Raw genomic sequence first — 12,603 nt, forward strand, 5'->3', positions numbered from 1 at the left:
CGGCCGGGCTTCACGCCCGATCGTCCGTATCAGTCGTGGGCGACGGAATGGGTGTCGGTCGTGCGCGACGAGCCGCGCTTCATCAGCCTGCAGCACCTGCTCGTGATGTTCATGCGCACGAAGGATGGCGCGGCCGAGGGCCCGTTCGTCTCCAAGCACTGGCGCCAGGACTGGCGCTACGAGCCGAGCGCGATCGTCGAGTACCAGGGCCGCGACCGCTGGCAGCAGCGCTCTGTGCCCGCAGCGCCGCGCCGCGGCGCGTGGCTGCAGACGGTCTACCAGGTCGATGAATCACCGCGCTACGCGAGCCTCGGCCGCTGGCAGCACAGCGCGAGCTTCTCCACCTGGCTCAGCGCCGACACCTGGCGCCCGCTGCCGCGCCGCGAATGGAGTGTGCGCGACGACTACCAGGTGCTGCTGGGCACCAACCGCCACACCATCGGCCCCACCGGCTGGACGCAGGAAGAGAACAACCTCAAGGCCGTGCTCAACGTGCAGCGCGAGCTCGACCCGAACACGCCCTACCTGGCGCGCGAGTACGGCATGGCCCGCTACGAACGCCTGCGAGAAAGCTCCGACTTCGCCCACGCCGACCGCTACTACGAACGTACCCGCCTGTTCTGGGACCAGGTGCGCGACACCTGGTCGGCCACCTTCGCGCGGCAGGGTACCGTCACGCTGCGCGGGCCGGTCGACAAGCTGGGCCTGTTCGCGCCGCTGTTCGACCGGGCCGAGCAGATCAACGAGAAAGGCATGGCGGTGGGCGATGACGACGCGAAGCTGATCCGCCAGGCGCTGGCCGACATGGGCGCGCGTTAAGGGGGAAACGCTCTGTGCGCGCCCCTGCCACGCGCAGGGGGATGCGCGGCGCAGGAGAGGGCTATGCTCGCCGCGAACTCTGGAGCCCCGCGCGGATTTCCTGCCAGTTCTCCCCAAACCATCTCGATAGCAAGGAGCTTCCATGAGCCAGTCGTTCTTCCGCCCCGCCCTCCTCGTTCTCGCCCTCGCGGCCGCAGGTGTCGGCCCCGTTGCAGCGCAGAGCGCGCCGGCCGCCTCCAAGCCCGTCACCACCGATGCCAAGGGCGGCCTGGCCCACCTCGTCGCCTATGGCGACATCACCGCGCTCGACGTCGGCCAGCGCCTGGTCACGATCAAGGGCCCCAAGGGCAACGAAGGCACGTTCGCCGTCGACCCGGCGGTGAAGAACCTCGACCAGGTGAAGGTCGGCGACCGCATCCGCCTCGACTACGTCGTGGGCGTGGCGCTCGCGCTGCGCAAGGGCGGCGACGGCATCCGTGAGAAGGTCGAAACCGAATCGGCCGCCGTGGCCCAGCCCGGCACCAAGCCCGGCGTGGCGGCAGCCCGCAAGACCACGGTCATCGCCAACGTGGTCGCCGTGAACACGAAGAAGAAGTACGCCACCCTGAAGGGCCCGGAAGGCCGCACCCTCGACGTGGCCGTGCAAGACCCGGCCATCCTCAAGAGCCTGAAGGTCGGCGACCAGGTGGCCGCCGTCGTGACCGAGTCGGTGGCGCTCAACGTGCAGCCGGCGCCGGCCAAGAAGTGATGTTGTTCCCGGCCCCTGCGGTCACCTTCGCTCAGTCGTTGGCAAAGCTGTAGGGGCCGCCGCGCTCCAGTGCGCGCCGGTAGGCCGGCCGCGCATGGATGCGCTTCAGGAAGTCCATCAGCCTCGGCCGCGAGGCATCCAGCCCCGCACGCTGCGCCGAGGCTTCGAGCGGAAAGCTCATCTGGATGTCGGCCGCGCTGAACTCGCTGCCGGCGAACCATTCGCTCTTGCCGAGTTCGGCTTCCATGAAGTCCAACTGGCGCTTGAGGTTGGGCTCGACCAGCGCGCCCAGCACCTTCTGCGAGATGGCGCGCGCGATGGGCTTCACGAAGAAGGGCATCGGCGTGCTCTGGATCTTGGTGAACACGAGCTTCATCAACAGCGGCGGCATTGCCGAACCCTCGGCAAAGTGCATCCAATAGCGCCAGCGCAAGCGCTCCGGTGTGCCGGCCGCAGGCGCCAGGCGGCCATTGCCATGGCGCTCCACCAGGTACTCGATGATCGCGCCCGACTCGGCCACCGTCACGTCGCCATCGGTGATCACCGGCGACTTGCCCAGCGGGTGCACCTTCCGCAACGACTCGGGCGCGAGCATCGTCGCCTTGTCGCGCTGGTAGTGCTTGATCTCGTAGGGAACGCCCAGTTCTTCGAGCAGCCACAGCACACGCTGCGAGCGCGAGTCGTTCAGGTGGTGGACGGTGATCATGGTTCGGTGGCCCCGAGCTGAGAGGCCGCCATTGTGGCGCGGGAGCGTGGGCGTTGTCCGACACGCATCTCAGGTACCGCCCACAGGCCGCGCCTGGTTCTTCCGACAGCGTTCTGCATCACGCAAACCTAAATTTGCAACGACTCAGAACTGCAAAGGAACGCCCATGAAACCCATTTACAAGCTCCTGCTCGCCGCTGTTCCCGTGGTCCTCGTCGCGGCCTGCGGCGGTGGTGACGACAGCCTGGACGACCGCCTCGACATCGCCGACCCGAAGGTGCGCTTCGTGCACGCCATCCCGGCCGGCCCGAACGTCGACCTGCTGCGCAACGGCACCGTCGTCGGCGGGGTGGCGAATGCGCCCTACAAGTACGCTTCGCACTACTTCGACGTCGACACGGCTCCGGCCGACTACACGGTGCGCACCACGACCGGCAACGTCACCGTGGGCACCATCAACTTCAACCCCACGCGCGGCAACAAGCACACGCTGATCGCAGTGCCGGGGGACGCCACCACGCCCAACCTGCTCAGGATCGACGACCCGTACGACAAGCAGCTGACCGCCACCAACGGCCGCGTGCGCGTGGTCAATGCGTCGTTCAATGCGACCAACGTCGACGTCTACCTCACCGGCCCCACGGTGGACATCGCCACGGTCGGCCCCAACTTCGCGGCGGTCGGCTTCCGCAACGCGGTACCGGCCAGCGGCTCGAACTCGAACGACTTCACCGCCGGCTCCTACGTGCTGCGCGTGACGACCGCCGGAACGAAGAACGTGATCTTCAGCGCCCCCGTGAGCGTGGCGACCAACGCCGACCTCCTGCTGTTGACCTTGCCCAACAGCCTGGCACCCAACGACGTGAAGATCCTGTCCGTGACCGCCGACAGCGGCCAGGCCAGCACCGAGATCTTCAACACGCCCTGATGCACTGCGTGTGACGATGAAGAAAGAGAAAGCCCGCTTCGGCGGGCTTTCTCGCATGAGGCTGAATCGACTCAGATCGACATGCGCGCGCGCACCCCTTCGGCTTCCATGTTGTCGCCATGGCCGCGCTGCACGATCTCGCCGCGTTCCATCACGAGGTACTGGTCGGCCAGCTCGGCCGCGAAGTCGTAGAACTGCTCGACCAGCACGATGGCCATCTTTTGTCCATTCATGCCGTGGTCGGCCAGCCCGCGGATCACGCGGCCGATGTCCTTGATGATGCTGGGCTGGATGCCTTCCGTCGGCTCGTCGACGATCAGCAGCTTGGGGCCGGCCGCCAGCGCGCGCGCAATGGCGAGCTGCTGCTGCTGGCCGCCGGAGAGGTCGCCACCGCGGCGGTTGATCATCTGCTTGAGCACCGGGAACAGCTCGAACAGCTCGGCGGGAATGGGCGTGCCGCCCTTCTTGTAGGCCAGGCCCATGCGCAGGTTCTCTTCCACCGTGAGGCGGCCGAAGATCTCGCGGCCCTGCGGCACGTAGCCCACGCCCTTGCGCACACGCTCGTAGGGCGTGTCGTTGGTGATGGGCGCGCCGTCGAGGTGGATGGTGCCGGTCTTCACCGGCACCACGCCCATCAGGCTCTTAAGCAACGTGGTCTTGCCCACGCCGTTGCGGCCGAGCACGACCGTGACTTCACCGAGGCGGGCTTCGAAGGAGAGGTTTCGCAGGATGTGCGAACCGCCGTAGTACTGGTTGATGCCGTCGACTTTCAGCATGGCACTCCCTCCACACAGCGCGTCACCCCGGCGGACGCCGGGGTCCACTCCGGGCAGTGAGCCGTTGGCAGGCGGTGGATCCCGGCCTTCGCCGGGATGACGCATTCAGCGACCAAGGTACACCTCCACCACCTTCTCATTCGCCTGCACATCCGCCAGCGAACCCTCCGCCAGCACGCTGCCTTCGTGCAGCACCGTCACCTTCTTCGAAGGATTGCCGTGCGTGAGCTCGTGGATGAACTTCATGTCGTGCTCCACCACCACCAGCGAGTGGTTGCCTTCGAGCGAAAGGAAGAGCTCGGCCGTGCGCTCGGTCTCTTCGTCGGTCATGCCGGCCACCGGCTCGTCGAGCAACAGCAGCTTGGGGTCTTGCATCAGCAGCATGCCGATCTCCAGCCACTGCTTCTGGCCGTGCGAGAGCAGGCCCGCCACGCGCTGGGCGCTGTCTTTCAGGTGGATGAGCGTGAGCATCGCGCCGATGCGGTCGGCCTGCTCACCGCTCAGGCGGAAGAACATCGCCGAGCGCACGCCGCGGTCTTCTTTCAGCGCCAGCTCCAGGTTCTCGAACACCGTGAGGTGCTCGAACACCGTGGGCTTCTGGAACTTGCGGCCGATGCCGATGGAGGCGATCTCGTTCTCGCGCATGCGCAGCAGGTCGATGGTGGAGCCGAAGAAGGCTTTGCCCACGTCGGGCCGGGTCTTGCCGGTGATGCAATCCATCATCGTCGTCTTGCCGGCGCCATTCGGGCCGATGATGCAGCGCAGCTCGCCGACATTGACGCTCAGCGTCAGCGCATTCAGCGCCTTGAAGCCGTCGAAGCTGACGGTGATGTCGTCCAGGTACAGGATGGCGCCGTGCGTCACGTCCACCTCGCCCGGTTGCACCACGCGGCTGTAGCTGTGGCGCCGCCCGCCGGACTCTCCTGCGTTGCCGGCGCGCTGCTTCTCTTCCATCGCCTGGCGCACGCGGTGCCCGGCGTTCATCAGCTCGGGCGTCATGCCTTCACCTCGCTCTTGTCACTGGTGAACTTGCGCACCAGACCGATGATCCCCTGCGGCAGGAAGAGCGTGACCGCGATGAACAGCGCGCCCAGGAAGTACAGCCAGAACTCGGGGAAGGCCTGCGTGAACCAGCTCTTGGCGCCGTTGACGAAGAAGGCGCCGACGATGGGGCCGATCAGCGTGGCACGGCCGCCCACCGCCGCCCAGATGGCCATCTCGATGCTGGCCGCGGGAGACATCTCGCTCGGGTTGATGATGCCCACCTGCGGCACGTAGAGCGCACCGGCGATGCCGCACATCACCGCCGAGATGACCCAGATGGTGAGCTTGTAGCGGATCGGGTCGTAGCCGGTGAACATGACGCGGCCCTCGGCGTCGCGGATGGCCTGCAGCACGCGGCCGAACTTGCTGGCGATGAGCCAGCGCGCCATCAGGAAGAAGCCGATCAGCGTGAGGCCGGTCAGCATGAACAGGAACATGCGCATGCCGGGCGTGGCGATGGGCACGCCCAGGATGCGCTTGAAGTCGGTGAAGCCGTTGTTGCCGCCGAAGCCCGTCTCGTTGCGGAAGAAGAGCAGCATGGCGGCAAAGGTCATGGCCTGCGTGATGATGGAGAAGTACACGCCCTTGATGCGCGAGCGGAAGGCGAAGAAGCCGAACACGAAGGCCAAGAGGCCCGGCACCAGCACCACCATCGCGAGCTGGAAGACGAAGCTGTCGCTGCCGGCCCAGTGCCAGGGGAACTCCTTCCAGTTGAGGAAGACCATGAAGTCGGGCATGTCGGACTGGTACTGCCCGTCGCGACCGATCTCGCGCATCAGGTACATGCCCATGGCGTAGCCGCCGAGCGCGAAGAACAGGCCGTGGCCCAGCGAGAGGATGCCGGTGTAGCCCCAGATCAGGTCCATGGCCAGCGCGCAGATGGCATAGCACATGATCTTGCCGACCAGGCCGACCGCGAAGTCGCTCATGTGGAAGAAGCTGCCCTGCGGCACGACGAGATTGAGCACCGGTGCGACAACCAGCACGGCCAGCAACGCGGCCAGCACGCCCACCCAGCTCTTGATCGACAGGATGCGGGTGGGCGACGCAGGCGCCGCAGACATTGGAAGAACTGCACTCAATTGAAAACCTCCGCGCACAGCGCTACGGTATGAGCAACTTCGGGCGGCCGTGCGTTGCTCATGCTTCTGCGCTCCGGCCTTTCATTGCAAAGATGCCCTGCGGCCGCTTCTGGATGAAGACGACGATGAAGACCAGGACCATGATCTTGGCCAGCACCGCGCCGGCCCAGCCTTCGAGCAGCTTGTTGAGCACGCCCAGGCCCAGCGCGGCGTAGACCGTGCCGGCCAGCTGGCCCACGCCGCCCAGCACCACGACGAGGAAGCTGTCGACGATGTAGCTCTGCCCGAGGTCGGGGCCCACGTTGCCCACCTGCGAGAGCGCGCAGCCGGCCAGGCCGGCGATGCCCGAACCCAGCGCGAAGGCATAGGTGTCGACCTTGGCGGTGTTGACGCCCACGCAGGCCGCCATGCGGCGGTTCTGCGTGACGCCGCGCACGAAGAGGCCCAGGCGCGTCTTGGCGACCAGGAAGGCCAGCGCCGCCAGCACACCCGCCGCGAACACGATGATGGCGATGCGGTTGAAGGGCAGCGTGAGGTTGGAGAACACCGACACGCCGCCCGACAGCCAGGCCGGGTTCTCCACCGGCACGTTCTGCGCGCCGAACAGGGTGCGCACGCCCTGCATCAGCACCAGGCTGATGCCCCAGGTGGCCAGCAGCGTCTCGAGCGGGCGGCCGTAGAGCCAGCGGATCACGCTGCGCTCCATCGCCGCGCCCACCAGCGCCGAGGCGAGGAAGGACAACGGGATGGCCGCGAGGATGTAGTAGTCGAACGCGCCCGGCAGGTAGTTGCGGAACAGGTTCTGCGTCAGGTAGGTGGCATAGGCGCCGATCATCAGCAGCTCGCCGTGGGCCATGTTGATCACGCCCATCAGGCCGTAGGTGATGGCCAGGCCCAGCGCGGCCAGCAGCAGGATGGAGCCGAGGCTCACGCCGGTGAACACGACGCCGATGCGCTCGCCCCAGGCCAGTTTGGAGCGGATGCCTTCGAGCGACTTGACGAGCGCACCGCGCACTTCGACATCGGTCTCGGCATCGGGCGCCAGGCGCTCCTGCAGCAGGCTGGCAACGCTCGCCTCGCCGCTGCCGGCCAGGGCCTGCACCGCCGCCAGGCGTTTGGCCTTGTCGGGCGAGGCGACCAGGATGGTGGCGCGCATGCGCTCCAGCGACTGCTTCAGGCCCGGGTCGCTCTCGGCGGCCAGGGCCTTGTCGAGCAGCGGCAGCTGGGCTTCTTCGAGCGACTGCTTCGCCAGTTCGTCGATGGCGCTTCGGCGCACCTGCACGTCGGTCGAGGAGAGCTGCAACGCGGCCAGCGCGGCCTGCAGCGCGCCGCGCACGCGGTTGTTGTTGACCACGTCTTCGGCGCTCTCGGGCACGGTGGCGGCAGCGCCGGTGGCCGCGTCGACGGCCTTGTCGTCGCGCACGATGAACACCTGCTCGCCCGCAACCTTCACGGCGTCGTCGAGCAGGGCCTGTACGAACGGCGCGAGGCCGGGCGCACCTTCAGCCGCAGCCTGGTTCAGCGCGGCGATGCGCTCGTCGCTGTCGCCCTCGGCGATGGCCTTGGCCTGCTGCGGTGTCAGCGCGTGCGCGGGGCCGAAGGCCAGCATCAGCAGCGCGAACAGGGCGCAGGCGAGGAGTCGGGAGTAGAGCGTCATGGCGGGTGATGGATGCAAGTCTTGCGCCCGTGGGGAGTCCTCATGAAAAGGCCCTGCCGAGCGGACAGGGCCTTCGATGCAACCCGGACCGCCCGGTGCTCACCGGGCGGCCGAACTCAGGTCACTTTTTCTCGGGGACGTTCTTCTTGCCCTTGTTTTCCGGGATGTAGTCGCTCCACGGGTCGGCGACCACCGGCCCCTTGGTCTTCCACACCACGTTGAACTGGCCGTCGGCCTTCACTTCGCCGATGAACACCGGCTTGTGCAGGTGGTGGTTCTCCTTGTCCATCGTGGACGTGAAGCCACCCGGGGCCTTGAAGGTCTGGCCGGCCATGGCGGCGATCACCTTGTCGGTGTCGGTGCTCTTGGCCTTTTCGACCGCCTGCGCCCACATGTGGATGCCGATGTAGGTGGCTTCCATCGGGTCGTTGGTCAGCGGCTTGTCCTTGTGGCCGGCGATGTTCTTGGCCTTGGCGTAGGCCGACCACGACTTGATGAACGCGTCGTTGGTCGGGTTCTTGACGGACATGAAGTAGTTCCAGGCGGCCAGGTGGCCCACCAGCGGCTTGGTGTCGACGCCGCGCAGCTCTTCTTCACCCACCGAGAAGGCCACCACCGGCACGTCGGTCGCCTTCAGGCCCTGGTTGCCCAGTTCCTTGTAGAAGGGCACGTTGGAGTCGCCGTTGATGGTCGAGACCACGGCCGTCTTCTTGCCTTCGGAGGCGAACTTCTTGATCTTGGCGATGATGCTCTGGTAGTCGGAATGGCCGAAGGGGGTGTACTCCTCCATGATGTCGGCCTCGGCGACGCCCTTGCTCTTCAGGAAGGCGCGCAGGATCTTGTTGGTGGTGCGCGGGTACACGTAGTCGGTGCCCAGCAGCACCCAGCGCTTGGCCGAGCCGCCGTCCTTGCTCATCAGGTACTCGACGGCCGGGATGGCCTGCTGGTTGGGCGCGGCACCCGTGTAGAACACGTTCTTGCTGAGCTCCTCGCCTTCGTACTGCACGGGGTAGAAGAGCAGGTTGTTGGTTTCCTCGAAGACCGGCAGCACCGACTTGCGGCTCACGCTGGTCCAGCAGCCGAAGACGACGGCCACCTTGTCCTGGCTGATCAGCTGCTTGGCCTTCTCGGCGAACAGCGGCCAGTTGGAGGCCGGGTCGACGACCACCGGCTCCAGCTTCTTGCCCATGACGCCGCCCTTGGCGTTGATCTCGTCGATGGTCATCAGGGCCACGTCCTTCAGCACGGTCTCCGAGATGGCCATGGTGCCGGACAGCGAGTGCAGCACGCCCACCTTGATGGTGTCGGCGGCCTGGGCAAACAGCGGCAGGCTCAGCGCGGCCACGCCAAGGGCGACGGCGCTGAGAGACTTCGCAAACGTGCGACGGGTGTTTTTCATGAACGAACGCTCCTGGGGTGTTTTGGACGGTCTGTCGCCCGGTATCAGGCGGACACATGCAGGTTACGGAGCGAAGCGCCTGCCCGGAATACGACAGATGGCGTAGTCGCCCCGCCGCCCGCTGCGAGATGCCATCGCCGCTATGCTGCCCCGCCAACCGCCTGCCGACCCACCATGACCGATCCCCGCCCCGCTTCGTCTCCCGAGCCCGCCGCCGCCCCCGTGCTGGCCATCCTGCTGCTGGCCCTGGCGGCCTTTGCCAGCGGCGTCTCGCTGCGCGTGGCCGACCCGCTGCTGCCGCACCTGGCCGGCGAGTTCGGCGTGCCGCTCGGCACCGCCTCGTATGTGGTGACGGTGTTCTCCATCGCCTACGGGTTGTCGCAACTGGTGTTCGGGCCGCTGGGCGACCGCTACGGCAAGTACCGCGTGGTCGCCTGGGCCAGCCTTGCCTCGGCCCTCACCTCGGCCCTGTGCGGGCTGGCACCCAACCTCCCGACCCTGCTGGTGGCGCGCCTGCTGACCGGCGCCACGGCCGCGGCGATCATCCCGCTGTCGATGGCCTGGATCGGCGACGTGGTGCCCTATGCCACGCGCCAGCCGGTCATTGCGCGCTTCCTGCTGGGCCAGATCCTGGGCCTGTCGGCGGGGGTGCTGCTGGGCGGCTTCGCGGCCGACCACCTGGGCCGGCACAGCCCCTTCCTCGCGATTGCGGCGACCTTTCTTCTCGTCGGCGGAGCCCTGCTCGCGCTCGACCGGCGCCTGCCGCCGCAGGCGCGGCAGACCACGCGCGCCAGCGGCCCGGCGCTGCAGCGCACGGTGGCCGAGTTCAGCGCCGTGCTGTCCACGCCCTGGGCGCGCACCGTGCTGCTCACGGTGTTTCTCGAGGGCGCGTTCCTGTACGGGCCCTTCGCCTTCATCGCCTCCCATCTGCACCATGAGTTCGGGCTCTCGCTCTCGTCGGCAGGCTCGCTGGTGATGCTGTTCGGCCTGGGCGGCGTGCTGTTCGCCGCCACCTCGCAGCTGATGGTGCGCCGCCTCGGCGAGGCCGGCATGACCGCCTGGGGGGCCGGTGTGCTGTCGCTGTCACTGCTGCTGGTCGCCGCCGGCCCGCGCTGGTGGTGGGCCGTGCCCGGGTGCTTCCTGGCAGGGCTGGGCTTCTACATGCTGCACAACACCTTGCAGACCAACGCCACCCAGATGGCGCCGGAGCGGCGCGGCGCGGCGGTGTCGGCCTTCGCGTCGCTCTTCTTCATCGGCCAGTCGGTGGGCGTGTGGGTGTCCAGCCTGCTGATTGCCGTCACCGGCACCGGGGTGGTGATCGGGCTCGGTGCACTCGGGGTGCTGGCGGTCGGGGCGAACTTCAGCCGCCTACGCGCCCAACGGGTGGGCTGAAGCGCCGACCCGCCAGCGCCCGAGCAGGCGGCGCAGGCCCAGCAGCATGGGCTGCTCGATCCAGCGGTGGATGGCCAGGCCCAGCACCGAGGCAAAGAGGATGTAGAGCGTGATCATCGCCACCGTCTGCGCCAGGCCGGGGCCGCCGAGCCCGATCGCGTGGAACACCCGGTTCGTCACGCCGAAGATCGCCAGGTGGAAGAGGTAGATCGAGTACGACGCATCACCCACCGCGCGCAACCAGCGCAGCTCGGTGCCGGCCGTCCAGAGCATGGTCGACCAGACGATGAGCAGCGCCGCCGGGCCGTCGAGGAAGCCGCGGACCGCATCCGGGCTCGGCACCGCAAGCATGACGAAGCCGGCGAGCGTGATGCCCACCGCCACCGGGCGCGCCAACTGCATCGGGTGGTGGCGCATCCACAGCTCCAGCCACACGCCGAGCAGGAACTCGAACAGCAGGTTGGAGGTGTAGAACGAGACCACGGCGGGGTGGGCCTGCGGCTGGGCCGAGCCGATGAGCACGCCGACCGAGGTGAGGCCCAGCAAGATCCCGCTGAGCGCCAGGTAGCGGCGACGACCGGCCAGCATGCACAGCGCGAACAGCGCGTAGAAGAACATCTCGTAGTTGATCGTCCAGCCCTGGAACAGGTGCGGCCAGATCAGGCCCTGCGCGTTGAGGTGGGGCACGAACAGGAAGTCCTTGGCCGTGTCCAGACCGGCCTCATGGTTCCAGACCATGCGCTTGGCATCCCACAGCGCAGCCAGCCAGTACAGCGGCACGATGCGGATGAGCCGCTTGAGCCAGAAGTCGAGGGCCTGGGTGCCGCGCGGCATCTGCGGGTCGAAGCCCCGCGTGGTGTGCGCGATCACGAAGCCGCTGATGACGAAGAAGATGTCGACACCCCGGCTGCCGATGTTCGCCAGCACCGGCGCGACGAGCCACGACTGCGTCGGGTAGTGCCAGGGCGCATGGTGGAACAGGACCATCAGCGCCGCCAGTGCACGCAGGTACTGCAGGCCGACGGTGGACGACCCCGATGCGGGCGGCGGCTCCTGCGGCATTCGGTGTCTCCGGGACGGGCTGTTGGACCACGATGCGCTGCGTCGATGACAGCACGGCGACGGCAGCCCTGCCCCGGCATGCCAGGGCGCAGGCTTCTTCACTTTAGGCGCCGCACCCGGTGCAGTTCAACGCGATTCGACGTGGCCGGCGTGAAGGGGCCTGGGTGCGCGGCCCGGGCATGAACCGAAGCTTGCAAGCGCCCCATCGACACGGTCGCTGCCCCGAGCTCCAGCGCGTCCAACCGCAATTCGTGCCTGCCAACCGGCGGCTCGGCCCACCACCGCCCGCCGGGGGCCGGCCTGTCCCTAAGATGCCGGCATGCCTGCTCTCCCGCCCCACTCCCCCGCCGAAGCCCGCCGCCTCTGGTTGGCCTATGCCGGCGCCTGCCTGCTGGCCTGGCTGCTCTACGTGCTGGCCGGTGCCGAGTTCCAGCGCGGCCTGTGGCAGGTGTGGGGGGCCGTCTACCAGGCCACGCTGAGCCTGTGGCCGCCCATGCTGCTGGGCGTGGCCGTCTTTCCCTGGGTGCGCTGGCTGCAGCAGCGGGAGTTGGCGCCCGCGGCACTGCTGGCCCTGCATGCCGCGGCGGCACTGGCCTTTGGCGCGCTGTGGCAGCTGGGCGAGTTCACGCTGTCGCGCTGGCTCTATGGCGCCGACCACGCCTCCGCGGTGTTCACCCAGACCGTGCTCTGGCGCGCCATCTGGGGCGTGGTGGTGTATTCGGCCATTGCCACCGGCTTCACGGCCTTGCTGCAGGCGCGCCGCGCGCGGGCCAGCGCACTGGCCGCCGCGCAGGCCGAGTCGGCGCTGGCGCGCGCCGAGCTGGCGGCCATCAGCGGCAAGCTGAACCCGCACTTCTTCTTCAACACCCTGAACTCGCTGGTCGCCCTCACGCGCCAGGACGCCGGCGCCGCCGAGCAGGCATTGATGCGCTTCGCCCGCATGATGCGCTACGTGCTGGACAGCCAGCGCGGCGCCGCCGACCGCGTGCC

The 12,603-nt window shown here is 67.8% G+C and carries 12 protein-coding genes; 5 read left to right on the plus strand and 7 right to left on the minus strand.

Annotated features, from left to right (window positions below):
• Both VFL64_RS03510 and VFL64_RS03515 read left to right on the plus strand, forming a co-directional pair.
• A partial coding sequence (locus tag VFL64_RS03510; RefSeq protein WP_489538999.1) for a DUF6607 family protein occupies positions 1 to 819 on the plus strand: 819 nt, incomplete at its 5' end.
• Positions 820 to 961: 142 nt separating this feature from the next.
• Complete coding sequence (locus VFL64_RS03515; protein WP_489539000.1) at positions 962 to 1,567, plus strand: hypothetical protein; 606 nt, start codon at positions 962 to 964, stop codon at positions 1,565 to 1,567.
• A gap of 31 nt (positions 1,568 to 1,598) precedes the next feature.
• Here VFL64_RS03515 and VFL64_RS03520 read toward each other — a convergent pair whose 3' ends face one another.
• On the minus strand, positions 1,599 to 2,273 hold the full coding sequence (locus VFL64_RS03520) for a glutathione S-transferase family protein (RefSeq protein WP_489539001.1): 675 nt from the start codon (positions 2,271 to 2,273) through the stop codon (positions 1,599 to 1,601).
• Positions 2,274 to 2,439: 166 nt separating this feature from the next.
• Here VFL64_RS03520 and VFL64_RS03525 point away from each other — a divergent pair, with 166 nt between their 5' ends.
• Positions 2,440 to 3,201, plus strand: a complete 762-nt coding sequence (locus VFL64_RS03525) for a DUF4397 domain-containing protein (protein WP_489539002.1) — start codon at positions 2,440 to 2,442, stop codon at positions 3,199 to 3,201.
• A 71-nt stretch (positions 3,202 to 3,272) separates the two neighbouring features.
• Here the strand turns inward: VFL64_RS03525 and urtE are convergent, their stop codons facing one another.
• The 5 genes from urtE to urtA form a co-directional block, all read right to left on the minus strand.
• Entirely contained in the window at positions 3,273 to 3,977 is a 705-nt protein-coding gene (gene urtE / locus VFL64_RS03530; protein WP_489539003.1) for an urea ABC transporter ATP-binding subunit UrtE, read from the minus strand.
• 105 nt (positions 3,978 to 4,082) lie between these two features.
• Positions 4,083 to 4,976, minus strand: a complete 894-nt coding sequence (urtD, locus tag VFL64_RS03535; protein ID WP_489539004.1) for an urea ABC transporter ATP-binding protein UrtD — start codon at positions 4,974 to 4,976, stop codon at positions 4,083 to 4,085.
• A complete protein-coding gene (gene urtC, locus VFL64_RS03540; RefSeq protein ID WP_489539005.1) occupies positions 4,973 to 6,085 on the minus strand; it encodes an urea ABC transporter permease subunit UrtC in 1,113 nt (370 codons plus the stop codon). The genes urtD and urtC overlap by 4 nt, the downstream gene beginning before the upstream one ends.
• 76 nt (positions 6,086 to 6,161) lie before the next feature.
• Positions 6,162 to 7,760, minus strand: a complete 1,599-nt coding sequence (urtB, locus tag VFL64_RS03545; RefSeq protein ID WP_489539006.1) for an urea ABC transporter permease subunit UrtB — start codon at positions 7,758 to 7,760, stop codon at positions 6,162 to 6,164.
• A gap of 121 nt (positions 7,761 to 7,881) precedes the next feature.
• Complete coding sequence (urtA, locus tag VFL64_RS03550) at positions 7,882 to 9,159, minus strand: urea ABC transporter substrate-binding protein (protein ID WP_489539007.1); 1,278 nt, start codon at positions 9,157 to 9,159, stop codon at positions 7,882 to 7,884.
• Between the two features lie 174 nt (positions 9,160 to 9,333).
• Here urtA and VFL64_RS03555 point away from each other — a divergent pair, with 174 nt between their 5' ends.
• Complete coding sequence (locus VFL64_RS03555) at positions 9,334 to 10,551, plus strand: MFS transporter (RefSeq protein WP_489539008.1); 1,218 nt, start codon at positions 9,334 to 9,336, stop codon at positions 10,549 to 10,551.
• Here the strand turns inward: VFL64_RS03555 and VFL64_RS03560 are convergent.
• On the minus strand, positions 10,528 to 11,613 hold the full coding sequence (locus tag VFL64_RS03560; protein WP_489539009.1) for an acyltransferase family protein: 1,086 nt from the start codon (positions 11,611 to 11,613) through the stop codon (positions 10,528 to 10,530). The two genes, VFL64_RS03555 and VFL64_RS03560, sit on opposite strands and share 24 nt — an antisense overlap.
• Positions 11,614 to 11,932: 319 nt before the next feature.
• Between VFL64_RS03560 and VFL64_RS03565 the strand changes: the two genes are divergently transcribed.
• Positions 11,933 to 12,603 (plus strand): histidine kinase (locus VFL64_RS03565; RefSeq protein ID WP_489539010.1); only part of this gene is annotated, 671 nt, incomplete at its 3' end.

Source organism: Rhizobacter sp. (assembly GCF_035702065.1).
Taxonomy (GTDB): Bacteria; Pseudomonadota; Gammaproteobacteria; order Burkholderiales; family Burkholderiaceae_C; genus Rhizobacter.

Coding starts and splice junctions, on each gene's coding strand:
- VFL64_RS03555 (WP_489539008.1), top strand. CDS start 9,334: ATGACCGATCCCCGCCCCGCTTCGTCTCCCGAGCCCGCCGCCGCCCCC.
- VFL64_RS03520 (WP_489539001.1), bottom strand. CDS start 2,273: ATGATCACCGTCCACCACCTGAACGACTCGCGCTCGCAGCGTGTGCTG.
- VFL64_RS03560 (WP_489539009.1), bottom strand. CDS start 11,613: ATGCCGCAGGAGCCGCCGCCCGCATCGGGGTCGTCCACCGTCGGCCTG.
- urtB (WP_489539006.1), bottom strand. CDS start 7,760: ATGACGCTCTACTCCCGACTCCTCGCCTGCGCCCTGTTCGCGCTGCTG.
- urtE (WP_489539003.1), bottom strand. CDS start 3,977: ATGCTGAAAGTCGACGGCATCAACCAGTACTACGGCGGTTCGCACATC.
- VFL64_RS03525 (WP_489539002.1), top strand. CDS start 2,440: ATGAAACCCATTTACAAGCTCCTGCTCGCCGCTGTTCCCGTGGTCCTC.
- urtA (WP_489539007.1), bottom strand. CDS start 9,159: ATGAAAAACACCCGTCGCACGTTTGCGAAGTCTCTCAGCGCCGTCGCC.
- VFL64_RS03515 (WP_489539000.1), top strand. CDS start 962: ATGAGCCAGTCGTTCTTCCGCCCCGCCCTCCTCGTTCTCGCCCTCGCG.
- urtC (WP_489539005.1), bottom strand. CDS start 6,085: ATGTCTGCGGCGCCTGCGTCGCCCACCCGCATCCTGTCGATCAAGAGC.
- urtD (WP_489539004.1), bottom strand. CDS start 4,976: ATGACGCCCGAGCTGATGAACGCCGGGCACCGCGTGCGCCAGGCGATG.